The organism is Alteromonas sp. KUL42 (genome assembly GCF_006538325.1).
GTDB lineage: Bacteria > Pseudomonadota > Gammaproteobacteria > Enterobacterales > Alteromonadaceae > Alteromonas.
The window spans coordinates 115,330-139,359 of the sequence record NZ_BJKK01000007.1 but is presented as its reverse complement, the minus strand read 5'-3'; the positions used below and the strand labels follow the sequence as shown (position 1 = coordinate 139,359).

Genomic DNA, 24,030 nt, shown 5'->3' with positions numbered 1-24,030 from the left:
AATGGACTAATTCTATATGAAGCTCCCTCCACCCAAGCTCTTTACATCCCTCTTTCGACGTCGGGCTACCTTATGCTCATTCTTATTATTGGGTTTGTTGCCAAATAACGTTTTAGCTCAAGAGTCTGCAATAGAGGATTACCCTATAAATGCTGAATGGCAGTTGGTGAATACGAATAGTGGTATCAAACGCTATGCGGATGAATATAAATCGGACGTACCTCATCATCCTCGTATTATCGGGAACAAAGCTTATTGGCTAGCAGGTAATGGGTATAGCGGAGGCAGTAACGCTACAAATGAAGTTTTAGTGATGGACTTAACGACTGGTGAATTCACCGTTGACACCACGTTAAGTCAAAACTTTTTACGCGGTAACGCCACCGTAGAACACAACGGGCGAATACTCTCAGTGGGTGGTTCAGGTAACTTTTTTAATCACAAACTCAACAACGTTTTCGATTATGACCCTGTAACGCAAGCGTATCGTCAGCAAAATGCAGCACCTCTGGCACGTGAAGACGCAATGGCTGAGTACTATAACGGCAATGTGTACGTATTTGGCGGTTGGGGGTTTGATACCTTTAACAAGCTCATTGTTAAGATAAATCCAGAAGCGCTTGCTAAATTGGGCGAAAGCCAAGCTTTTTATTCTGAAGCTGAAGAACAGGCCAGTTGGCGGAAAGAAGTTCAAGTTTACAATATCGAAAATCAAGAATGGACAGTTGTGAATGATGCTCCAACTGACAAACCATTTCGAGCTAGCACGATTATAGGCGAACAGGTATTTTTGAGCGCAGAGCAAGATTGGGTTACCCCCAGTGACATCCTCGACATTTATACTATCAGCGAAAACAGCTGGAGTACGCTCACTCTGCCAGAAGCGTTGGTCAATAAAAAGATATCAGCCGTTGGCCCTCTTCTTGTTGTTTATGGACAAACCGATTGGGCCATAAGCCCTAATTCATTCTGGAAAACGTATATTTATGACTCGCAGGAACAGCAGTGGTATCACGGTGTACCATTGCCCAACCCATCAGACATGCAAGAGATATTTGATCTTGCTGTTGAAGGTAACTCACTTTATTACTTTGAATACTCAAAAGACGCTTGGGATGAGAACGAAAAGCGGGTATATCGAATAGAGTTTGATGTTAGTACGTCGAGCCCAAGTGATTACCAGCCTTTTACCGAACAAAGCATTACTGAATTTCAAAATGAAAATGGCGACCGTATATTGGTCAACGAGACGGGCAACGTACTTAATTTGGTGTTAGAAGACCATCAAGATTACGACCTTATCTGGAAAGGTGATGGTAGTGATGCGCAAAAAACGGCACTAAAAAAAGTCACTCAATCTATTTATCAGCAAGTACAAGACAGTTTTGATTTCGTATTTTTAGTATTTAATGAAGAAAACAAAGCCCCTCACCCTGCCCCTTATGGTTACCATACTCCAGTTCAAAACAGTATTACCGGCTTGGGTATGGGAGAATTTGATTTCAGTGATGACTATGGCAGTAATGGGAGTTTAGAAAGTGTTGTTGTCTTAAGCTCCTCAAAAGACATTATACATGGCCCTTCATTGCATGAGTTAGGTCACAGATGGGGAAATTATTTGGAAGGCAGTATGGATGCTGAGAACCAAATAGGCTGGGTTTCCTGTATGCACCCAGATTCTATACCTTATCACTGGGGTTTGCGTGATGTAGGTGGTCAACTAGGTGGCTGGTATGAGCAAGATGAAGCCTTTGGCGATAACATTACTACCACCTATTTAATCAACGATGCGCGTGAAGGACTTGTTGGCTTTAATGGTATCGGACCAGGCAACAACTTCATTGGTTACAGCGATTTAGAGCTGTATTTAATGGGGCTTGTAGAGTCTTCTGAAGTAGCAGACATCAGAGAGCCAAGTGTTCCGCCGGTTGAGTTAGAAGTGAACCCGCTATTTGAGATTGATAGCTTTAATCACATATCTATGGATACCATTGTGCAGGAAAATGGTATCAGACAGCCCGATGTAAATAGCTCACGCAAAGTACATAACACCTTGTTTGTCGTAGTATCTAAAACCCCATTAACACAGGATGAATGGCACAACTATGAACATCAAGTACTCAACTTCACCAAACAGGGCGAAGATGACTACCAAAGATTAAATAACTTTTGGGAAGCTACTGATGGAAAAGCCGCGTTATTAGTACCTAACATTCACGAAAATTTAGTGAGCAATAAGTCGCGTACTGCTAGCGCGGCTTTTGATTACGACGGTGATGGACTGGCCGACCTTGCTGTAAGACGCCCTTCAGCAGGAATGCAATTTATTAAATGGACTTCTGACAACAGTATTCAACGAACTTTCTTTGGCTCGCTGTCAACAGATGTTCCCATTTCAGGAGACTTCGATGGAGACGGCAAAGCCGACATTGCGGTTTATCGCCCCGAGTCTGGCCACTGGTTAATAAAAAACTCCGAAGATGACTCTATTTTTAGGATAACCTTTGGCACACAATCTGGTGATATGCCTGTTCCTGCGGATTACGATGGTGACGGTATTGCTGACATCGCAATTCGAAGACCAAGCTCCGGCACTTGGATAATACGCCCATCAAGTTCTCCAAAAGACTTTACGAGCACATTTTTTGGCTCTAGCGCTACAGACATCCCAGTGATTGGTGATTATGACGGCGATGGAATTGATGACATTGCGATTCGACGTCCAGAAACGGGGCAATGGTTTGTAAAGCAATCCAGTGACAATAAAATAGTACGAATTTTCTTCGGCAGCCAACCCGACGATATTCCTGTACAAGCTGATTACGATGGCGATGGCATTACGGATTTTGCCGTTAGACGCCCTAGTATAGGTATGTGGTTTATTCGATACTCATCTACCGACCAGATCGTTAGAGCCTACTTTGGTGGAAATATTGATGACATTCCTGTACCTGCTGATTATGACGGTGATGGGCGTGCTGATTTAGCCATAAGGCGACCAAATTATGGCCAGTTTATTGTTGCAGAAAGTGGTAATGGTAACCGTATAATGCGTGTGGGTTTTGGTGGTCAAGCAAGCGACATCGCCTTAGCTGCCCCCTTGAGCTATAGGGTTAACTTAACCTCAAACACTACGACTGTTGAAAGCACAGTGAAATCAACCGTGGAAGAAGCATTTACTATTGAGAATGAAGGACTACTTATTTTTGATATATTAGGTCAAGATGAGGCAGATGAGGTTTTCACCATTGAAGAAGTTGAAGAGGTTAATGAATAAGTACTTGTCTATCGTTAGCAGTTTTCAATAAATTAAAGCCGCCCTCATCACGGGCGGCTTTTTAGTTAAAAGCACATAAAAAAGCCCCAACCTAAGTTGGGGCATTTTCGTTTTCAGTGCGCTTTAGCGAGTAATTAAACGTTCTTTACCGCTACGCTTGGCTCAAACTTAGGCTTAACGGCCAAGTCTTCTGAAGGAGGAGCAAACTTAGTAAGGTCGATACCTGCAACCGCTTGCTTGTACTCTTCAGTCGTTGGGAAGCGCCCAAGAACAGTTGAAAGTACAACTAGTGGTGTTGAACCTAGTAGCGACTCACCTTTCTTCTCTTCAGAGTCAGCAACAACACGACCTTGGAACAAGCGAGTAGATGTTGCAATTACAGTGTCACCTGGCTCAGCTTTTTCTTGGTTACCCATACATAGGTTACATCCAGGACGCTCAAGATAAAGAATGTTTTCGTACTTAGTACGTGCTGCTTCTTTTGGTTTAGCATCATCAAACTGGAAGCCAGCGTATTTAGCAAGAATATCCCAATCGCCTTCCGCTTTAAGCTCATCAACAATGTTATATGTTGGTGGAGCAACAACCAATGGCGCTTTAAACTCTACAGAACCGTTTAGCTTCTCTAGGTTACGTAGCATCTGTGCAATGATTTGCATGTCGCCTTTGTGAACCATACAAGAGCCTACGAAACCTAAGTCTACTGGCTTGCCATCGTAGTAAGAAACTGGACGGATAACGTCGTGCGTATAACGCTTAGATACGTCTTCGTTGTTTACGTCTGGGTCAGCAATCATTGGCTCGTCGATTTGGTCTAAATCGATAACCACTTCTGCGTAGTACTTCGCGTTGTCATCTGGTGCTAGTGCTGGCTCTTCACCAGACTTAATTTCAGCGATACGCTTATCAGCAAGGTCAAGTAGACCCTGAAGCATGTTTGCTTCATTGTCCATGCCCTTGTCGATCATGATTTGGATACGGCTCTTAGCAAGCTCTAGCGACGCAATCATGGTTTCGTTGTCAGAAATACAGATTGACGCTTTCGCCTTCATTTCTGCAGACCAGTCGGTAAACGTAAACGCTTGGTCAGCTAACAATGTACCGATTTGTACTTCGATAACACGACCTTGGAATACGTTTTCGCCAGAGAATTGCTTAAGCATTTGCGCTTGCGTAGCGTGAACCACATCACGGAAGTCCATGTGCTCTTTCATGCTGCCTTTAAAGGTTACTTTCACAGACTCAGGGATTGGCATTGCCGCTTCACCTGTTGCAAGTGCTAGCGCTACGGTACCTGAGTCAGCACCAAACGCCACACCTTTAGACATACGTGTATGCGAGTCACCACCAATGATGATAGCGCGGTCGTCTACCGTGATGTCGTTAAGCACTTTGTGAATAACGTCAGTCATTGCGTGGTAAACACCTTTAGGATCACGTGCTGTGATTACACCAAAGTTGTTCATGAAAGACATTAGCTTAGGAATGTTAGCCTGTGCTTTCTTGTCCCATACTGACGCAGTGTGACAACCAGATTGGTATGCACCGTCAACAAGTGGAGATATTGTTGATGCCGCCATTGACTCTAGCTCTTGGCACGTCATTGGGCCTGTAGTATCTTGAGAACCAACAATGTTCACTTTAACGCGAACGTCAGAACCTGCGTGTAGTGGTGCATCTGAATTTACGCCAACTGCGTTGCGGTTAAAGATTTTTTCAACAGCGGTTAGGCCTTGGCCTTCATGCGACACTTCTTTAGAAGGTGCGTAAACTGCTGGTGCTTTAACGCCTAATGTACGCGCAGCGAAAGATTGTAGCTGTTTACCGAATACTACCGCGTAAGAGCCACCCGCTTTCATAAACTCCATCTTTTGAGGAGTGAATGACGCTGAAACATCGGCTAGTTCTTCTGAACCGTTGTAAAGCTTCTTCGCTTTAGTATCGATAGTTAGCACAGTGCCTGTTGCAACAGAATATGCTTCTTCTAGAACTGGATCGCCGTTTTCATCACGAACAATCTCACCGTTTTCGTCAGTTTTCTTAACCCAGTTTTTAAGGTCAAGTCCGATACCACCGGTTACGTCTACAGTAGTAAGGAAGATTGGAGCGATACCGTTAGTACCCGCAACAATTGGCGCTTTGTTTACAAATGGAATGTAAGGACTTGTTGGCTCACCAGCCCATAGTGCAACGTTGTTCACACCAGACATACGTGAAGAACCAACACCCATTGTGCCTTTTTCAGCAATAAGCATTACTTTAGCATTCGGGTGCTTTTTACCTAACTCAACAATTTCTTGTTGTGCTTCTGGCGTGATCATACATTGGCCGTGAAGTTCACGGTCTGCACGAGAGTGAGCTTGATTACCTGGAGAAAGAAGGTCAGTTGAAATATCACCTTCGGCAGCAATATAGGTTACTACTTCAATTTTCTCAGGCACTTCAGGAAGCTTGGTGAAAAACTCTGCTTGTGCGTAGCTTTCTAGCACGTCTTTCGCAATGGCATTACCTGCTTTAAACGCTGTCTCTAGACGCTCTGTGTCAGCTTCGTATAGATAAACCTGTGTCTTCAATACTTCTGCTGCTGGCTTAGCAACTGCTTCATCGCTCGAAAGAGCAAGATCTAGTAGTGCTTCAACAGATGGGCCACCTTTCATGTGGGAAAGTAGCTCTAGAGCAAATTCAGGAGTAATTTCTTCTACTTTTTCTTCGCCAAGTACAATTTCCTTTAGGAATTGTGCTTTAACACCAGCAGCAGGTGTAGTACCTGGCAAGGTGTTATAGATAAAGAATTTAAGAGAGTCTTCGCGATGCTCATTCGTTGTATCTTTGATTTGAGCGATGATCTCAGACAGTAAATCGGCACTGTCAATTGGCTTAGGGTTAAGACCTAATTCCGTTTTACGGGTTTCGATCTCTGCCAGATATTCTGAATACAAACTCATATAGTTCTCTCGGTCTTAGTTTTACTTGGGCGTAGTGTTAAGTCGGTCTTAGCTATACGCATATAAAAATGGGCTATATTTTAACTGATTTTCACGCTTTACGTAATGTTTGAAAGTAAAAGAGACTTGGTGCTAATACTCTTATTTTCATGGTTTAATTAAGGCTATTTTCTGTATGAAACACACACACTGCCGCACAACCAAATGCAAAATTAAACTTTGATTACAACAACTTAAAAACATACAAAAACAAATAAATGTTCTTTTAATAAGTCAACTATGCCATCGAGCATGATAAATAATAGTGTTGCACTTATGACAAACATTTATTGTATTTATGGTACTACCAGTGTGAATAACACGCAACTATACCTCATAAATACACCTCGCAGATATACTTCATAAATACACATCGCAGATACACCTCGGGACAATACCTTTAGGCAACACCCTAAAAATCAGCATTAAGAGATAAACCTTTAAACGAAGCCAGTCGGCCTTCCACATTTAGCCCCAAAATAGGTTTTGCTACTGAGTTACACACTTGTCACAACTTTAGTTACGACAACCATAGCCCCAGAACACCGACTTTACATTGTAGATAACGGAGAAATCTTTAGTATTTTGGCTTCTTCACCATCAGTCAGTACCAGAATATTGCCTAAGCCATCTACATCGACATCTCGTAGGCGGTCATCTAGAGTAGAAAAAATGCGTTGTGCACTCCATTCTTTGTCGTGCAGGGAAACGGCAAGCAATTGTTTTGCTTTCAATGTTGTTATTAATAAGCTGTCATTGAGCGTAGTAAAGGCATCGTGGTGATAGACGGTCATCGAAGAGGGAGCAATAGAAGGCGTCCAATTAATTAAAGGGCTTTGCATATTTTCATAATGGGTAAAAGGAGAAATATTAGCCCCTGAATAGTCTTTGCCCAGAGTTACTACCGGCCAGCCGTAATTTGCTCCCTTGGTAAGCTTGTTTAGCTCGTCTCCTCCTGCCGGGCCATGCTCATGCTGATAAACATTGCCGTCAAAATACACCAACCCTTGCGGGTTTCTATGTCCTAAAGAATATACATAAGGCGAGCTATCAAAAGGCGCTGAAGGTAACGGCTTACCATCTAGCGTGAAGCCAATGACTTTACCAAGGTGAGATGAAAGTACTTGTGCCTTTTCGCGATAGTCGAAGCCATCACCTGTTGTAACTAAGTAGCCACCGTGACTCAATGCCAACAATTTGCCGCCAAAATGCACGGGCGTATCTTTACTTTCGTTAACCTCGTAGACTGGGGCGACATTAATCACACCATCTTTCAGTGACAACCAAACAGACACAACGGCTAGTTTATTGTTACTTGCCGTTCCTTTTGAATAGGAAATCAATAATTGTCCTGACGCATCTACTTGGTTAGATACACTTTTGTCGCCGAAACCGCTAACCAGCAGAATGTCGAGCACTCCCCCCTGCCCTTCTGTAAATAATTGAGGTAGGGGTAAGGAAAAGCGAGCATTTTCCACACCCTCAGCAATACGCGTAATGTAACCATCTCTGTGGGCAACAAGTATTGCATCGTTTGGCAGTACCAATAATGCTTTGGGGTAAGGCAGCTGTGACTGTGTCACTTCTACAACGTAGTCTTTAATCCACTCCGTCTGCGTTGCTTCTGCAGATACTTCAAATGAAGTTAAAAAAATACGGAGAGTAATAGACTAACGATACGTTTCATAATTTGTACTCAAGTGTGTGTTCTTTTATGGTATACCAAAAAATATAAACTCTTGCTTAGGTAATCCTATGTACCTCTTAAAAAAGTACCGCATAAAAAACACTTTTTTTAATTCGTTTTTTGCTTTTTTTACAGCGTGGTTAACATCGTTTACCTTAGCAAGTGTATTTCACTCAAGTTTTGTTTTGTACGAGCTGCACAATATTGATGTGGAAATTTCAGTGCCCGAAGGTGCTTCAATGATGATCGGTGATCTATTCGGTTTGCTTCCAACTTATGGCGCGGTCATCGCAATTGCACTGTTATTGGCGTTTTTGATAACGCATTGGGCATTACCCGTAATTAAAAATAAACAACGCTTGCAGACGTCCACACCACACTCGCCAACAATCTATCTATTTATGTTTGGTGTAGCTGGCACCCTTGCCTTTTGGATTATGCTTAGTGCCATGCAACCTATTCTCAATGTCACATTAATAGCAGGGGCGCGCACTGCTTTGGGGACAACAGCGCAATGTTTAGCGGGTTTAATTGGGGGGGTGCTTTACGGTAAGCTTCGCTTTAATAGCCGTATTTGAGTGCAACACACATTATTTACATCAAGAAATTTTATAGTGTGTTATAAGGCAATCGCCATGTAAATAAAACGTTAATTTTGCTACTGTTAATCTAAATCTCTTGTCACAAGACCCTATTTAGGAATAGAAGCATGATAACTTACCCTGACAACGTATCCTGTTTAGCTGATTACATTGAGCAAGTATTTGAACGGTTCGCTGATAGACCAGCTTACACCGCGTTGGGTCAAACGCTGACGTTCAATGAGATTGACCAAAAATCTGCAGCGCTTGCCCGCTTTTTAGTGCACGAGGCGAAACTGTCACCAGGCACAAAGGTTGCCATTCAGCTTCCCAACCTAATTCAAAATCCTATAGCGGTATATGGTGCATTACGCGCAGGGCTGGTAGTAGTCAATACCAACCCCTTGTACACCGAACGAGAAATGACTCACCAATTTACTGACAGTGACGCAAAAGCCTTGATCATATTAAGTGACTTATTACCTAAGTTCGAAAACATCAAAGCACAAACGGCTATTACTACCGTCGTTGCCACCTCTGCCACAGAGTTACTTGACGCCAGTACAGCACCTGACATCGCGGGCACTATTTCGCTCACTGAAGCGGTAAACAAAGGAGAGGCACTACCAAGCTTTACTCGCGCAAGTAGTAGCTTAGAAGACCTTGCTATGTTGCAGTACACCGGTGGTACGACGGGCGTATCAAAAGGCGCAGCACTAAGTCATAAGAATGTGTTAGCCAACTGCATCCAAATGCTTGAGCGCATTGGCGATGGATTTAAAGACGGCGAAGAAGTATTAGTATGCCCACTGCCTTTGTATCATATTTATGCATTCACTGTAGGTATGATGGCGCTATTCTCAAAAGGCAGCCAAATAATCCTCATTCCTAACCCACGTGATATCGACGGCTTTATACAAACGCTTAAACCGCATACGATTTCATCTTTTATGGGCATCAATACGTTATTTGTTGGATTAGGTCGCCACCCAGAATTCGCAAAACTCGATTTTTCGAAACTACACCTTACCATGTCTGGCGGTACCGCGTTAACCCAAGCTGCCGTGTCCATTTGGAAAGACGTCACGGGCAACACCATAACAGAAGGTTACGGCCTTTCTGAAACCGCGCCCGTTGTCTCTTTTAATATTCCAGGGAAAGAGGAAATTGGAACTGTCGGGCACGAACTTCTAAGCACAGAAGTTGCCTTATTAGACAACAGCGATACTCCAGTACCCGAAGGTGAATCAGGCCAAATTGCAGTACGTGGGCCTCAAGTTATGATGGGTTACTGGCAACGTGATGACGAAACTGCGAAAGTGATGACACAAGACGGTTTCTTTAAAACAGGTGACATAGGCATAAGAACAGAATCGGGGGCAATTAAAATTGTCGATAGGCTGAAAGACATGATTATCGTGTCTGGTTTCAATGTTTATCCCAATGAGATAGAAGATGTACTGACCACACACCCCGATGTGATGGAAGCCGCCGTAGTTGGTCAACCTGATGAGAAAACTGGCGAACGTGTTTGTGCATTTATCACAGTGAGTAAAGCGGTGAGCAATGAAAATATAACGGCATTTTGCAAACAGCACCTTACCAATTACAAAATACCTAAAACTATTACCGTTTTAGAAGAGCTCCCCAAATCTACGGTGGGAAAAATTCTGCGCAGAGAATTGCGCTCAGCGTAAGTTCAGACGCCGCCTTATATGGCGGCGTTTTACTTTAAGTATTCGTAATAACGCTACGAAAGGCTAATACCTGACAATTGTATAAAGCACCGTGTTTGACTATAAATAGTGTTTGAGCATGCTAAATATAATACAAGGTGTAATACAAGATATAATGGAAGCCAAGACATTCTTATTCAGCAATGTTGATGAACTCATTACCCAACAGAAAACCCTTGTAGGGTTTAAGCCTTCTTTTGTTATCGCTTTCGCCTCGCCGGAGTTTTTTACTGAACCTCAGTTCTTAAATACACTTAATGGGTTATGTATAAATACAATAGGTTGTAGTACGGCAGGAGAAGTTGCTGGCAAACAAGTTTATGAACACAGTATTGCTTTGGTACTCGTTCGTTTTGAGTCCAACGCCTACGTTCGTTTGTATGAAGAAACACTACCCAATATGCAATCCTCTTTTACTACTGGCCAAACACTCTCGAAGCAGATTGAAGTAGATAAACTTCGCGGCATTTACGTACTCGCTCCTGGCATTGACATAAATGGGTCGGCGCTTATTAGTGGATTGCTAGAGAATTTACCAAAGGACGTAGGTATTAGTGGTGGCTTAGCTGGTGACAATGGCGCTTTTGAACAAACACATGTGCTATCGCCAACTGGAGTAAGTTCACAAAAGGTTGTCGCAATTGGTTTTTATGGTGACAAATTGCACTTTGGGTATGGTGCACACGGTGGCTGGCGCTCATTTGGTCCCTCGCGAAGCGTTACCAAAGCAACTGAAAATCAACTTTTTGAGTTAGACGATATGCCTGCGCTTGATATCTACAAGCGATACCTTGGCGAATACGCAAAAGACCTTCCTTCAAGCGGTCTTCTTTTTCCTTTCGAAGTGTTAGATGACGATGGTGAGCCCACAGGACTTATTCGCACTATTTTAGGTGTTGATGAACAAACTAACAGCTTGATTTTGGCGGGAGAAATAAAAGAAACGCATTATTTGCGTTTGATGCATGCATCCACCGACGATTTAATTGATGGTGCAGCAAAAGCGATCGGTTTGGCCAATTCAAAGCCCCCTACCTCATCCACTTGTCTTGCTATTATCACAAGCTGTGTGGGAAGAAAGCTTGTGATGGGAGACAGAGTTGAAGAAGAAATTGAAGAAGTAAGCCGACAACTGCAAGCTAATACCACAATTTCTGGCTTCTATTCTTATGGAGAGATAAGCCCATTCCATGACACCACACATTGCAAGCTACACAACCAAACATTAACCATGATGCTGTTGCGAGAATTGATTTGAATCCACTACTTTCAAGACAACTTCGCAAAGCCTTCGCTATAGAAAGTGACAGCGAACTCCAAGAGTGGGTGAATGCCTTACATAGCAATAGCAATAGCAACGAGAATGATAAAAGCAATTCAAATGAGTTGGCGAAACTAAAGCAAGGTCTGCTAACACTTATTCCTCGTATTGAAGACAGTTACGCGTTTAGTGAACGCGATATGAAACTCAAAGATCGCAGTCTACAAATTAGTTCAGAAGAGCTTTTGGCCGCTAATAAAAAAACTAAGGGCGGAAAACAAACAACAGCAACATGTTATTGAAACATTGCGCTCGTCGGTCAATAAACTACTTACTGAGCAAAATAAACCCCCTATTGATAAGGACTACACGAATTTATCCGAATTGTCTTCTCGCGTGTTAGAACTCATCAATGAACAAAAAAACTGCTAAAAATGAGTTATTGCTTCAGCGTGAAGCAATGGATAAGCATGGCATTGTGGCAATGATAGATGTTAACGGTAGGTTGTTGTCAGCCAATGACAAATGCTGCCAATTATCTGGGTTTACTCGGGATGAACTCATCGGTCAAAGTATTGCCATACTTCGCGTATCAAACTTATCGAAAAATGAGCAAATTGACGCATTTAAGTCACTGATAAAGGGCAATATTTGGCAAGGGGAGTTAAATAGTTTCACAAAAGACTCAACGCCCTGGACGGTGTACGCTACCGTAGTACCTATTGTAGAACATGATAGCCGCGTCAATCGCATGGTTGTGATATGTACCGACATATCAGAACAAAAGCGCCTTGAACACAAACTTAAAGACGATCAAGCATTTCACCAAAGTATTACCAACAGTATTGGAGAAGGTGTTTACGCCGTTGATGGAAAGGGAAAAACGCGTTTTTTGAATCCAATGGCACAACACCTACTAGGATGGACATTAGAAGAGTTACAGACTCGCCGGTTTCACGATACGGTCCATTATCAACGACTGGACGGCAGCATACAATCGAGAGAGCAATGCCCTGTAAATCTTTCGATTCTGAAAGGTGAAACCTATCGCTCAGATGAAGACTGCTTTACTAATAAGCAAGGAAGAATTTTTCCCATCTCTATTATCGCTGTCCCACTGGTCGATGAAAACGGAAATTTAGACGGGCATGTAGGTGTTTTCAATGACATTAGCGACCGCAAGGCTACCGAGCAAAAACTGCAAAAAGCTTATGAAGAAGCGCAAGATGCCAATAAAGCGAAAAGTGAGTTTTTAGCTACCATGAGTCATGAAATTCGCACGCCCATGAATGCCATTATTGGCCTAACTCACTTAGCGATTAACGACGATGACCATGAACAAAAACAAATCTATCTAAAAAAAGTGCAAAGCAGTGCATCTTCGCTCCTTGAACTTATTAATGGCATTTTAGATTTATCTAAAATTGAGGCAAACAAATTAGAAAGTGCCAATGAGCAATTTTCATTAGCAAAAGTAATTGAAAAGCTCGCCCATGTATTTCAAGTAAAGGCGAGAGAAAAACATTTGCAGCTGTTGTTTGATGTTCAATGCAACATCAATATTCAGTGTACTGGCGATGCAAATAAGATTTATCAGGTACTGATCAACCTTTTAGGGAATGCGATTAAATTTACCGACACGGGTTACGTTATGCTCAGTATCGTCAGGCATAAAGGTGATTTAACATTTACGGTCAAAGACACTGGTATTGGTATTAGCAAAACCAGTAAAACTCGGCTATTTAATGCGTTTGTTCAAGCTGACGCTACTATATCTCGTAAATACGGCGGAACAGGACTTGGGCTTGCTATATGCAAGCGTTTGGTAGAACTAATGGGGGGAGAATTAACCCTTGAAAGCGAACCAGAAAAAGGCAGCATATTTTCCTTTACGTTGGCACTGTGCTCTGACGGAGAGAAAGCCCCTAAGTCAGCGCCATTACCAAAATCAATTAGTAGAAAAGTACTTTGTTTACAATCCAGTGACAAAGTAAACGTTGCATGTGAGGTACTTAAAAATACGTATCACCGTTTGAATATTGATTGCCAAATAGCTGATATGGAAGATGAGAACTTACCAGAAACCGCCGAGCAATCTGTTGCGTTTCTCGATGATAAAGATAACGCATGGCGCCGCTTTTTAAACCTGTTTCGATTTGGCAATTTTGAACATCTGAATGTAACAACCATCATTAGCCCGCTAAGTAAAGCTGATGTGCGAAAGAGAATGGGTAATCTGTACTCGGATAACATCACTGTTGTTGAACTTCCTTTTAGTGATTCGGAACTAATATCGTCTCTATCATCGTTACCTGACCCACAGAGAAAGCTTAATGAACAAGGGCTAGAAAGTAAGATGTGGCGATGTCGGCGACTGAGCGGTAAGAAAGTACTGTTAGTAGACAGTGATCTTATTGACATCGAAATTAATCAACAGATTTTGGTAGACCACGGTATAGACGTAACTACGGTTAAAACCGGCGAACAAGCGATAGAAATCAGTCAAAAGATTCAATTTGATGCGCTACTGGTTGCCTGTTTGCTGCCTGGGATAAGTGGCTTTGACGTCGCAGAAGCCTTGCTTTTAAGTAAGAATTGGTATGCGCCAATAATCGCACTAGGTACACATTCTTCAGAAAAAGAGCGTAAACAAGCGTTACATGTGGGTATGTGTGAGTATATTGCCAAACCTGCCAGTGCTAACGATATTATTCATGCAATAGATTTACACGTACACACAGGGAATGCCGATACCATCACGCTTACCAGTGAAGACAAGCAGCTTAATGCCATGTTAGCTTTTTATTCTCACTATCGACAAACCAATATTATGACTACGCTACTCAATGCTGTTTCACAACAGCCAGAAAGCATGGCATTCCTGCAGCAACTTCTTGAAGACGCCTACACAATTGGCGCAACAACATTAGTGAATATACTAGAAAGGTTTTTTAATAATTCTGCAGCAGATAAGGATTTTTTTGAAAGAAAAATCTCAAAAATTTCATTAAATCTGGACGTAACCTTACGCCTAATTGCACATTCGGCAAATACAAAGCAGGATAAAAACACGTCTAGTAGTATCGATAAAGCAAAAATTTTAACACAACTCTACAATATAATATCCACACTAGAGATGTATGATGCTGAGGCTATTAACTTAGTTACCCAACTAGCTCATGACATGCAAGACAGTCTGTTTGCAAATAGTCTAGACAGACTCAGACAGTATGTAGGCGTGTACGAATTCGACGCGGCGATTGATGAAGCGAGAGCATTAAGAGAAAGTATAGAAAATGAATGAACTCACACACAACGACGAAAAACGTTTCAGTGTTCTCGTTGTCGATGATGAACCTGCCAATATCGATATTCTTTTGGGGATATTGAAACCGTTTTACAACGTTAAGGTAGCGCCGTCAGGTCATGTAGCATTAAAAGTGGTTCAACAATTTACACCTGACCTGATCTTGCTCGATATTATGATGCCGGGAATGGACGGTTTCGAAGTGTGTAAACAACTTAAAACTGACCGTGAGTTAGCGCGTATTCCTGTTATTTTTGTTACCGCACTAGCACAAGGAGAAGATGAAGAAAAAGGCTTTGATGTAGGCGCAGTGGACTATATCACCAAACCGGTTTCCCCAAGTATCACCCTTGCCAGAGTAAAAACACATTTGAGCTTAGCCCATCAAATGCGTACCACCGAAGCCTTAGTTAGTGAAAGAACAAAAGACTTAGAGTTAAGCCAACAAAGTGCAATTTGCATGTTGGCTGCCGCAGGGCATTATAACGACACGGATACCGGCCATCACATATGGCGTATGTCGGCCTACAGTAAATGTTTGGCGCTAAGCTGTGGTTGGTCGTACGAACAGGCCACGTTGTTGTCTCAAGCGGCACCTATGCACGATACGGGTAAAATTGGCATACCCGACAATATTCTAAAAGCGCCTAGAAAGCTTTCAGATGAAGAAATGGAGGTGATGAAAACACATTCTAATATTGGATATAAAATTCTTTCACAATCAACAACGCCACTTTTTATTCTTGCGGCAGAGATAGCGCTTAATCATCATGAAAAATGGGATGGTTCAGGGTATCCGTCGGGGCTACGAGGCAAGGCTATCCCCGAAAGCGCTCGTATTGTCGCTATAGCAGATGTTTTTGATGCGCTTACTATGAAACGACCTTATAAGAATGCATGGACGGCAGATGAAGCATTTGACTATATAGAGAAACATGCAGGCAGCCATTTTGATCCACAATTAGTAAACGAATTTTTTGCAGTGAAAGAGCGCATACTGGCTACTCAGCAATATTGGTTTGAACTAGAGGATGAACAAATTATTCCTTCTATGATTAACTTTTTACCTGAGTTCTCGAAGTAGTTGTGAAGTAGTTGTAAGGTAGCTATGAAGTAGCTTTGAATTAGCTATTAGCAATACTCGAACATGAGTTTGATTAGTATGAAATTGCTTAATACAGTCAACCAATAAAAAAGGCCACATGATATGTGGCCTTTGAACGTGAAAATCTTTATTAGCTACCCAATTCTTGTGCAATTGCATCAGCTTGACGCTTTTCGCCTTGAACAAATTGCATCCATTGCTGGGCCATAGCACGGCTCTTCTGGTGCTTTTCAGCTTCGGCTAATTGATCAAGGGCTAGGGCATACTGCTTTTTGTTGTACAGTGCCATGCCTTTAATAAGGTAAACCAAACCTGGGTTTCTCAGTTCGCCTTTTTCAACTGCACGATCTACTGCAGCTATAGCATCGTCAAATCGCTCTTCGTTCAGCAAAATCTGGGCAAGCTGAGCATCTAACTCACCGTCTTCAGAAAGCGCTGCGGCTTCCATCATGACAGGAATAGCCTTATCTTGCTCTTTTGCTAAAGACCAGCTTTGGCCTAAGAATTTAAGGTTGCGAAGATTCTTTTCAAGCGCGCCATCTTTCATGGCTTGTTCCATCAACTTTGCGCCTTTGTAGGGTACGCGGTGATAGTAATAAAGCTGCGCCATGTTAAAGATATCTGCTGACGTTTCAACAAACCCACGCTGATAAGCCGTTTCCATTATGGCAAGCTGCTTACGCTCTTCACCTAATTCGCCGTACATACCAGCAAGCTGGATCCAATACTTAGGCTCGTCGAACAACTTCACCATTTTGATTAGAACGTCCTTCACCTTTTCGGGTTGCTTTAGTTCATAAAAAACGGCGCGTTGAAGAATTAACCATCCCTCATCTGGGATCATGCCTTCTTCTTCGTGATCGTGAATGGCTTGTGTGATCCAGTCAGCTGCTTCAGCATATTGCTTATTCTGATAGTATGCCTGCGCTTTAATTACTTTGTTCTTAGGCGGAATTGGGCCTGTATTTAAACTTTCCCAACGCTCAAGATAAGTGATTGTGTCTGCGTAGTTGCCTTGCATCAGGTTTAGCTGCGCCAAGCTGAAAAGTGTGGTCATTTCGAACTTTTCAGGAATAGGCTGCTGCTCTACCACCTTGGCAAACGAAGCAAGCGCTTTATCGTAATCTTCGTTGTTGTAATAAATGAAGCCGAAAAAGTTATACATCATGGCTTTTTCGTAAGCATTCATTGAGCTAGATTTATCTTCTACCTCTTTAAGAATTGCAATGGCTTCTTCAATATTACCGGCTTCATCGGCCGCCGTTTGCGCACGAGCAAGCTGTTCATAAACCTTGCCGCGCAACGTAGGTACACGGCGGGTTTTCTTGTCACTGGCTTTTTGCTCTTGGGCTTCTTCTTGTGCTATCGCAGAGGTAGCAACCAACATGGTTGGTACAGATACAGTGGCCGATGCAAATGCAAACGCCAGAGCACGAAGCAATGTATTCGTCTGTTTTTTCATCATATTCTGTTACCCGTCAATTTGGAACGTAATACGGTTTTGCACACCAGACACTTCTGTAGGTTCGCCGTTAACGACGCGAGGCTTATACTTGAATTTCATTGCTGCATCTATTGCTGCTTGTTCAAATATGCCTTGCGGGTTAGCTTCAACTACAATTGGGTCGCGTACTGCACCTTGCTTAGTTACCGTAAATTCAACAATAACAAAGCCTTCGATACCACGCTGTAACGCACGTCTGGGATATACTGGTGCAACCTTAACAATTGGAAGGTACTCGCCATCACCCGACTCAAGCGCTAGTCCGCCATCAAGAGAGATGTCATCACCAACGTCAGCGCCAAAGTCCATCGATGTCCCCTCTGCATCAGGAGAAGGAGAGTCCATCTGCGGCTGCTCCATTTGCGGGGGCGGCTCTTCCGGCTTTGGTGGCTTCTTCGGCTTACGATCTTTCTTCTCAACCTGTTCATCCTGCTTAACCCTTACAAAGTCAAGCACGCTTCCCTTTGGCGGCTCAGTTAGTGCACTGCCACCCATCTTGATGAGCGATTGCATCAAGAAGAACAGGCCTAACGTGATCGCAAGGGAAATAACAAATGCGATTAAATATCGTGGCATGATTTATTGCTCTTGGGCTGCAATCGAAACATCGTAAACGCCAGCGGCTCGTGACGCGTCCATAACCTTAATCAGGGTTTCTGTTGTGGCCTTTTTATCAGCTTGAATTACAACAGAGCCTTGTGGGTTTTCGGCGCGAAGACGCTCAATGTTCGCTTGAACTGCACGGACATCGATTCGACGTTTGTTGATCCAAATTTCGCCTTTATCAGAAATGGCGATAAGGATGTTAGCACGGTCCTTTTTCACAGCAGTGGCTGCTTCAGGACGGTTTACATCAATACCTGCTTCTTTCACAAATGACGCAGTCACGATAAAGAAAATCAACATGATAAATACAACGTCCAGCATGGGCGTCATGTCGATGGCTGCTTCTTCTTCATCGACTAAATTTTGAAAGTGCTGCTTCATAATAAATACCTTACCTTAATGCTCGTTAAGCATTAACGTTGAATAATCAATGCATCCTCAAGATGCGTGCGTTCTGATTTCACCATACGGGTTAACCAAGTAGCGGCGAATACGCCTGAAAGTGCACCAACCATGCCCGCCATTGTAGGGATAGTGGCTTTTGATACACCTGATGCCATTGAACGAGCATTACCTGAGCCCGCAATTGCCATCACATCAAACACTTCAATCATACCGGTTACCGTTCCCATCAAGCCGAGTAATGGGCACAAGGCCACTAACGCTTGGATGATAGGAATACTGCCATTAAGGCGTATTGTTAACTGTGAAATAGTTTTCTGACGAACTTGCTCAGCAAACCATGAAGAGCGGTCAGTGCGTGCAGTCCACATCGCAACCGCGTCTTTTTTAGCTTGCTTATGCCAAACCATCAGATACATGGCACGCTCGAGGATCAAAAGCCACATAACGAATATCAGCAGACCGATGACCAGGAGAACCTGGCCACCTGTTTCTGTGAAATCGCGAATTGCTTCCAGAAACTCGATCATGATTAGCCTCGCTCTGCGCGCTCTGCAATTACGCCAGACGCTTGTTCTTGTAGGATGTACACAATGTTCTTAGAACGTGTGTTAAGCATTGCGTAAAGCAGTGTCATTGGAATCGCTACAACTAGACCTAGTACCGTTGTTACAAGTGCTGTTGAAATACCACCTGCCATCAGTTTAGGGTCACCTGTACCAAACAATGTGATTGCTTGGAAGGTGTTAATCATACCCGTTACTGTACCAAGCAGACCCATTAGCGGTGCTACAACAGAGATGATTTTGATAATAGTCAGGTTACGGCCAAGCTTAGGTACCTCACCTAAAATCGCTTCAGTTAGGTGAAGCTCTAGCGCTTCAACGTCAGCATTTGGATGCTCGTCACGTACTTTTAGTACACGGCCAAGTGGGTTATTTGTCTTAACTTCTTTACTCTTAAGCTGCTTGTTCACATTCATGCGAATAAGCGTTAGCGACACTAAACGCTCAAGGGCAAGTAATAAACCAAATGCACCTACGATAAGGATGATGTAACCAACTGGACCACCTTGTTCTACGCGCTCTTGAAGATTAGGAGCTTGAACGAGAAGACCTAAAATTGAACCGCCTGTTGGGTCGATACCAAACTGCACAAGTTCACCGTTTGAACCTTGCAGCTCAGCCGCAGAGCTCATGTAGCGGTCAGCAGGTTGACGTACTAGTTCAGACACTGTACCAGTTACACCGTTGTACTCTAGGTATTTACCGTCAGCAACTAGGGCAAACGGACCAACACGTACAACAGACTTATTCACTTTTTCACCGCCAGCTTCAACAACGTCAGTTGTGAACGTGGTGACTTTGCCTGATTCAGTCATTTCACGCTGCATTTCAAACCAAACGCGCTCAATTTCTTCAATTGATGCTAGTTTAGAGCTTGAACCCATGTCTTGTGCCATTTTATCAAGGAAGTCAGCACGACCAGGGATTTGTGCAGAAACTACAGAATTGTAGAACTTATTCTTAGTGTCGCCTGCGATTTGCTGCAACACACCAAATAGCTCTTTAAGTGAACCAAGACGGGTATCTAGCGCACCATTAAGGTCTGCTAGTTTAAATTCGTTCTCTTCAAACTGTGTTTCAAGCTGTTCAGATTGAACTAGCATCTGGTCACGCTTTTCGCGGGTTTCGCGAAGAATGCGGTCTTGCTCTGCACGCTGCGCTTGGAAGTCGCGCTCGCGCTGTTTATTTTGTTGTGACTGTGCGAACTGACCTTCTTCTAATTGCTTAAGAAGTGCGTCCAAATCCATAGCACGGTCGCTTTGTGCAAAAGCACCAACGCTGATGCTAAGGGCTGCTAGACCAACAGCGATACGTTTTACTGTGTTAAACATTCTCATCAACCTCTTAGTCTGTAATTGCCACTGGCAGCATTAGCAAGTCTGGAGCAAGTTGCTTTTTCGCCATGCGCAGACCTTTAGTAATTTGTGTACGGTAGCTGCTATCAAGCTCTTCCCATTGACGGGTTTGCTTGTTCCAAACACCTTGCATGCTTGCATCGCGTGTTTGGTACATTAGCGCTGTACGACCAAGGCGTAAGAATTCAACGTCACGCTCTTGACCGTTAATAGTGTGAATACCGCTATACGCTTCCATGGTACGGCCGTAATCCATCTCAACTTGGAACGCTTCCATTACGCGACGGAATTTTTCAGAAGCCGCTACATCAGCGCGGTCCATCATGGCACGTAAGTCAGCAACACGGTTACTGCGCTCTTCAGGAAGGAAAGGTACGTCAAGTGCAACGAATTGCTCCAAGCCGTCAATCATTCGCATCATAAGTGGTGTAATTTGACGCTCGACAACTGATACTTCATCAATGGCAGCGTTCAAATCGGCCATTTCATTTTCTTGGCTATTGATTTGCTTACGAAGCTGAGTGTTATACACATCAAGACCTTCGATTTCTTTCATCAATGTTTTGAACTGTTGAAGTTTGCTGTCAATTTGGTCGGTGATCCCATTGATTTTTTCTTGAGATTTCGCCGCTGACTCGTTTATTTTCGCTGCCTCATCGACAACGGGTTTTAAGACTTCATCGTCTTGTGCAAGCACGGGTGTCGCTGCTAGCGCACCGGCAACAAGCAAGGCATTGATAAGCTTCATACATTCAAACCTTTAAAGTTAAAAGAAATCGGTTTTATCCGACTATAAATTTCTGCGCGTAGGATAGGAGTTTTCTGTGACAGTTTTATTACGAAACTGTCATAATTTAATAATTCGCATCAAAGGCGAAGGCACAAAAAAAGGCCGCTAAGCAGCGACCTTTTTAAAACGCAGTTTCAATTAGAAGTCGTACTTATACGACAACCTAACACCAGTGCCACGCGTTTCAGATCTTAGCAAAGTATCATTGAATTCAATTTCACGATCTTCACCCAACATATTCTGAACACGCAGTGTTACGGTAGTATTAAAGTCTGGATAATACTTATAAACCATATCTAATGAGTGAAATGGTTGCTCGTAGTTATCGTCGAAGCCATCGATACCTGCAATCAAGATACGCTCACCGAATACGTTGTAAACAAGTGACGCTGAGTGCTCTCCGTTATCAGAGTCAAAGCCAAGCTGCATATTCAACACGTATTGAGAGTGTCCCGTCATACGGCGAACTTCATTAGTAATAGCCGCAGAAACGCCGGTTTGCTCTACAATGCTTTGGCGGTCAAGTACAATTTCAGAATCACTAACGGTTACGTTACCCGTAACGAATAGGTTGTCCCAAATACCGTCACCAATAAACTCTAGTCCTTGTAGGAACTCCACTTCCATGCCATATACTTCACCAGACTCGGCATTGGCAATACGAATAAGTGGCGGACCATCCTGAGCAGGAGACTGTACCGATTCAATTGGGGCTTCCATATCTTTATAGAACAAACCAACTGAAACGTTATTGCCCGCTTCGCGATACCATTCCCAACGAAGATCGTAGTTGATAATATCCGTTGTACTTACACCAGGCGTACCCGCAATTGGGAAATTCGTTAGTGGGTCAAGGTATGTAGCCGAAGATACTTCACGAAGATCTGGACGCACTACCGTTTGACCGATGCTCGCACGCAATTGCATATCGTCTTCTAAGAAGTACGTCACTGCTACTGCTGGGTAAAAGTCATCTTCTTGGAACGCTAATTGTGCGCGGTCTGCTTCATCACTTAAGTCGAACTGGTTTGTGCGAGGATCGAGAGGAGCAACCACCTGACGGAAATCTTCCCAACGTACACCACCAGTGAAGCGCCATTTGTTGTCGTAGAAGAAATCAGCTTCAAAATAGTAAGCATCAATCTTCTGCCCAGCAACATAATCGTCACCCGCGATAGTTGTGTCACGAATTATCGGTCTGCTCGACAAAGAGATCGTGTCTAGCACGCTGTCACTAAAAATTTCACCAAAGTCATTGCCCGTCAATATTGAGCGGTCAGCAACACCCAGTGTATTTATATCAAAACGACGGTTTTCAGCAGTACGCGTTTTTGTTACAAAGCTAGCACCTACTTTGTACTCGGTCTCCCACTTACCCATTGTCATAGGATAAGTTACGTTGTATCCGAAGTTTTCCAGTCTGTCGTGCAAGTCTTGGAACGTGTAGCGGGCTGCTGTTTGGGCATCTGACAAGAAAATTTCGTTTTCTGCGTCAAACACACCATCTTGGTTTGCATCTTCAATGACAAAACGTGCATTAAAGTTACCTGGCGCGTGACGCACTGAGCGACCTAGTGAATACGTCCAATCAACCCCCATAAAGTTAAACTGAGGGAAAGTATGCTGGCCTTTCAACTGATTAGTATACAGAGAGCGCTCTTCATACTGGATATCGATGTCGCGAATACGTAAGCCTTCTGCTTGGTTTAAGTTTTCTGTGTTACCAAACATTTCACGTATTTCATCGCGCGTATCGTTAAGTGCAATGATACTGTAGTCGATTCTGTGCTGTCTGTTGTAGTCAACACCCATCGTCAATAACGTAGACCAAGTTACAGTTTCTTCGGTTCCTTTGATATCATCGAAAAAACGTACGTTGATAATATTGTCACCAACTAAATCTGGATCTTGTAATTCGTATTCTTCAGACGAACGTGTTTGTGCTGAATATCTTGACGTTACTAAGAAGCCAAAACGCCAGTCTTGGTCATAGTCGTAACTGTCACCAAAAGCTACATTTACGCGCATATCAGGCGTTGCCGAAGTTCTTTCAATACCGTAATTGCGATTAGTACCTTTGAACAAAGCTAACGCTTCTTCTGGCTCAAGGTCATCTAGGAAGTTCTTACTGTCCCATCGCTCTTGAATTGCAGCTGAGGCACCACGAGTTCCATCATCTTCACCGAACCAATCCCGATCACCACCTTGGTAATCTAGAACATCACCAGAGTTTTCTGTGTCTATACCTACCGCAGCTGATAAGTTAAATACGCGTTGTGTCGGAATAGATTTAAGACGAATGTCAACGTTACCACCACCAAAAGCAGCAGGCATCGAAGGAGAATAAGACTTCTGAACGGCTAAACTCTCAATGATACTTGCGGGAAATAAATCTAACGGAATAACGTTACGTGTAGGATCTGGGCTGGGTACTATTGCACCATTTAATTGAGTTGATGAGTATCGCTCACCTAAACCACGTACATAGATGAATTTACCATCAACGAGTGTTAGACCCGTTACACGACGTAGTGCCCCTGCAGCGTCACTGTCACCAGTACGTGCAATCTGTTCTGCACCCATGATATCGGCAACGAAAGCTTGGTTTTTACGTTCTTCCATAACAGCCGTCGCGGTACCCTTTAAACGCGTACCAGTTGCAACAACCTCTTCAATCACTTCTTCTTCATTTGATTGAGAGTAAGCAAGTGTTGTTGGGAGCATCATACCCGCTGCAACGGCTAAGCTGATGGGTTTTAGAAGAAACCTGTTAGCAGGTCTGTTCATAATTAACCTCTTCAAAAGCGAATTCTTTTCACGGTTATTAACCATGCATTACATACTTGAAAGCAAGTACGTCACTTGTGCA

General features: G+C 43.2%; 16 protein-coding genes. 7 read left to right on the top strand and 9 right to left on the bottom strand.

Translation table 11 applies throughout. The features are described 5' to 3' along the window. Nucleotides 1-16 precede the first annotated feature (16 nt). Nucleotides 17-3,277, top strand: a complete 3,261-nt coding sequence (locus EYR97_RS11695) for an FG-GAP-like repeat-containing protein (protein WP_131093989.1) — start codon at nt 17-19, stop codon at nt 3,275-3,277. A 134-nt stretch (nt 3,278-3,411) separates the two neighbouring features. On the opposite strand, the gene EYR97_RS11690 is transcribed toward EYR97_RS11695, so the two are convergent. Together EYR97_RS11690 and EYR97_RS11685 are read right to left on the bottom strand one after the other, a co-directional pair. Then, the gene (locus EYR97_RS11690) at nt 3,412-6,222 is read right to left on the bottom strand and encodes a bifunctional aconitate hydratase 2/2-methylisocitrate dehydratase (protein WP_131093988.1); all 2,811 of its coding nucleotides are present in this window, start codon (nt 6,220-6,222) and stop codon (nt 3,412-3,414) included. A 590-nt stretch (nt 6,223-6,812) separates the two neighbouring features. Beyond that, on the bottom strand, nt 6,813-7,844 hold the full coding sequence (locus EYR97_RS11685) for a PQQ-dependent sugar dehydrogenase (RefSeq protein ID WP_165478037.1): 1,032 nt from the start codon (nt 7,842-7,844) through the stop codon (nt 6,813-6,815). Nucleotides 7,845-8,187: 343 nt separating this feature from the next. On the opposite strand from EYR97_RS11685, the gene EYR97_RS11680 reads away from it, so the two are divergent. From EYR97_RS11680 to EYR97_RS11660, 6 genes are all read left to right on the top strand, one after another. After that, on the top strand, nt 8,188-8,526 hold the full coding sequence (locus EYR97_RS11680) for a hypothetical protein (protein ID WP_258313219.1): 339 nt from the start codon (nt 8,188-8,190) through the stop codon (nt 8,524-8,526). Between the two features lie 131 nt (nt 8,527-8,657). Continuing rightward, nucleotides 8,658-10,226 carry an AMP-binding protein gene (locus tag EYR97_RS11675; RefSeq protein WP_131093985.1) on the top strand — a complete coding sequence of 523 codons (1,569 nt, stop codon included), beginning with the start codon at nt 8,658-8,660 and terminating at the stop codon, nt 10,224-10,226. Nucleotides 10,227-10,344: 118 nt separating this feature from the next. Continuing rightward, the gene (locus tag EYR97_RS11670; protein WP_242635000.1) at nt 10,345-11,523 is read left to right on the top strand and encodes an FIST signal transduction protein; all 1,179 of its coding nucleotides are present in this window, start codon (nt 10,345-10,347) and stop codon (nt 11,521-11,523) included. Then, nucleotides 11,520-11,828: a hypothetical protein gene (locus EYR97_RS22360; protein ID WP_242634999.1), complete on the top strand. Its 309-nt coding sequence runs from the start codon at nt 11,520-11,522 to the stop codon at nt 11,826-11,828. Before EYR97_RS11670 ends, EYR97_RS22360 begins: the two co-directional genes overlap by 4 nt. A 110-nt stretch (nt 11,829-11,938) precedes the next feature. After that, nucleotides 11,939-14,830 carry a PAS domain-containing hybrid sensor histidine kinase/response regulator gene (locus EYR97_RS11665; RefSeq protein ID WP_242634998.1) on the top strand — a complete coding sequence of 964 codons (2,892 nt, stop codon included), beginning with the start codon at nt 11,939-11,941 and terminating at the stop codon, nt 14,828-14,830. Then, nucleotides 14,823-15,917 (top strand): two-component system response regulator, encoded by a 1,095-nt coding sequence (locus tag EYR97_RS11660; protein ID WP_131093984.1) that lies wholly within the window; start codon nt 14,823-14,825, stop codon nt 15,915-15,917. The genes EYR97_RS11665 and EYR97_RS11660 overlap by 8 nt, the downstream gene beginning before the upstream one ends. A 151-nt stretch (nt 15,918-16,068) precedes the next feature. Here the strand turns inward: EYR97_RS11660 and EYR97_RS11655 are convergent, their stop codons facing one another. From EYR97_RS11655 to EYR97_RS11625, 7 genes are all read right to left on the bottom strand, one after another. Further along, nucleotides 16,069-17,403, bottom strand: coding sequence for a lipopolysaccharide assembly protein LapB (locus EYR97_RS11655; RefSeq protein ID WP_131093983.1), 1,335 nt, complete (start codon nt 17,401-17,403; stop codon nt 16,069-16,071). 6 nt (nt 17,404-17,409) lie between these two features. Then, nucleotides 17,410-18,018 carry an energy transducer TonB gene (locus tag EYR97_RS11650; RefSeq protein ID WP_131093982.1) on the bottom strand — a complete coding sequence of 203 codons (609 nt, stop codon included), beginning with the start codon at nt 18,016-18,018 and terminating at the stop codon, nt 17,410-17,412. A gap of 3 nt (nt 18,019-18,021) precedes the next feature. Next, nucleotides 18,022-18,429: a biopolymer transporter ExbD gene (locus EYR97_RS11645; RefSeq protein ID WP_014948289.1), complete on the bottom strand. Its 408-nt coding sequence runs from the start codon at nt 18,427-18,429 to the stop codon at nt 18,022-18,024. A gap of 32 nt (nt 18,430-18,461) precedes the next feature. After that, nucleotides 18,462-18,980, bottom strand: a complete 519-nt coding sequence (locus tag EYR97_RS11640) for a MotA/TolQ/ExbB proton channel family protein (protein ID WP_131093981.1) — start codon at nt 18,978-18,980, stop codon at nt 18,462-18,464. A gap of 2 nt (nt 18,981-18,982) precedes the next feature. Then, complete coding sequence (locus EYR97_RS11635) at nt 18,983-20,347, bottom strand: MotA/TolQ/ExbB proton channel family protein (RefSeq protein WP_131093980.1); 1,365 nt, start codon at nt 20,345-20,347, stop codon at nt 18,983-18,985. A gap of 13 nt (nt 20,348-20,360) precedes the next feature. Next, nucleotides 20,361-21,119, bottom strand: coding sequence for a DUF3450 domain-containing protein (locus EYR97_RS11630; RefSeq protein ID WP_131093979.1), 759 nt, complete (start codon nt 21,117-21,119; stop codon nt 20,361-20,363). Nucleotides 21,120-21,299: 180 nt separating this feature from the next. Continuing rightward, nucleotides 21,300-23,948, bottom strand: coding sequence for a TonB-dependent receptor domain-containing protein (locus tag EYR97_RS11625; protein WP_131093978.1), 2,649 nt, complete (start codon nt 23,946-23,948; stop codon nt 21,300-21,302). Nucleotides 23,949-24,030: the final 82 nt, after the last annotated feature.

Excerpts from the sequence above, each read along its gene's own strand:
- EYR97_RS11695 (WP_131093989.1), top strand. The coding sequence starts at position 17 with ATGAAGCTCCCTCCACCCAAGCTCTTTACATCCCTCTTTCGACGTCGG.
- EYR97_RS11690 (WP_131093988.1), bottom strand. The coding sequence starts at position 6,222 with ATGAGTTTGTATTCAGAATATCTGGCAGAGATCGAAACCCGTAAAACG.
- EYR97_RS11680 (WP_258313219.1), top strand. The coding sequence starts at position 8,188 with ATGATGATCGGTGATCTATTCGGTTTGCTTCCAACTTATGGCGCGGTC.
- EYR97_RS11675 (WP_131093985.1), top strand. The coding sequence starts at position 8,658 with ATGATAACTTACCCTGACAACGTATCCTGTTTAGCTGATTACATTGAG.
- EYR97_RS11670 (WP_242635000.1), top strand. The coding sequence starts at position 10,345 with ATGCTAAATATAATACAAGGTGTAATACAAGATATAATGGAAGCCAAG.
- EYR97_RS11665 (WP_242634998.1), top strand. The coding sequence starts at position 11,939 with ATGAACAAAAAAACTGCTAAAAATGAGTTATTGCTTCAGCGTGAAGCA.
- EYR97_RS11660 (WP_131093984.1), top strand. The coding sequence starts at position 14,823 with ATGAATGAACTCACACACAACGACGAAAAACGTTTCAGTGTTCTCGTT.
- EYR97_RS11655 (WP_131093983.1), bottom strand. The coding sequence starts at position 17,403 with ATGATGAAAAAACAGACGAATACATTGCTTCGTGCTCTGGCGTTTGCA.
- EYR97_RS11650 (WP_131093982.1), bottom strand. The coding sequence starts at position 18,018 with ATGCCACGATATTTAATCGCATTTGTTATTTCCCTTGCGATCACGTTA.
- EYR97_RS11645 (WP_014948289.1), bottom strand. The coding sequence starts at position 18,429 with ATGAAGCAGCACTTTCAAAATTTAGTCGATGAAGAAGAAGCAGCCATC.
- EYR97_RS11640 (WP_131093981.1), bottom strand. The coding sequence starts at position 18,980 with ATGATCGAGTTTCTGGAAGCAATTCGCGATTTCACAGAAACAGGTGGC.
- EYR97_RS11635 (WP_131093980.1), bottom strand. The coding sequence starts at position 20,347 with ATGTTTAACACAGTAAAACGTATCGCTGTTGGTCTAGCAGCCCTTAGC.
- EYR97_RS11630 (WP_131093979.1), bottom strand. The coding sequence starts at position 21,119 with ATGAAGCTTATCAATGCCTTGCTTGTTGCCGGTGCGCTAGCAGCGACA.
- EYR97_RS11625 (WP_131093978.1), bottom strand. The coding sequence starts at position 23,948 with ATGAACAGACCTGCTAACAGGTTTCTTCTAAAACCCATCAGCTTAGCC.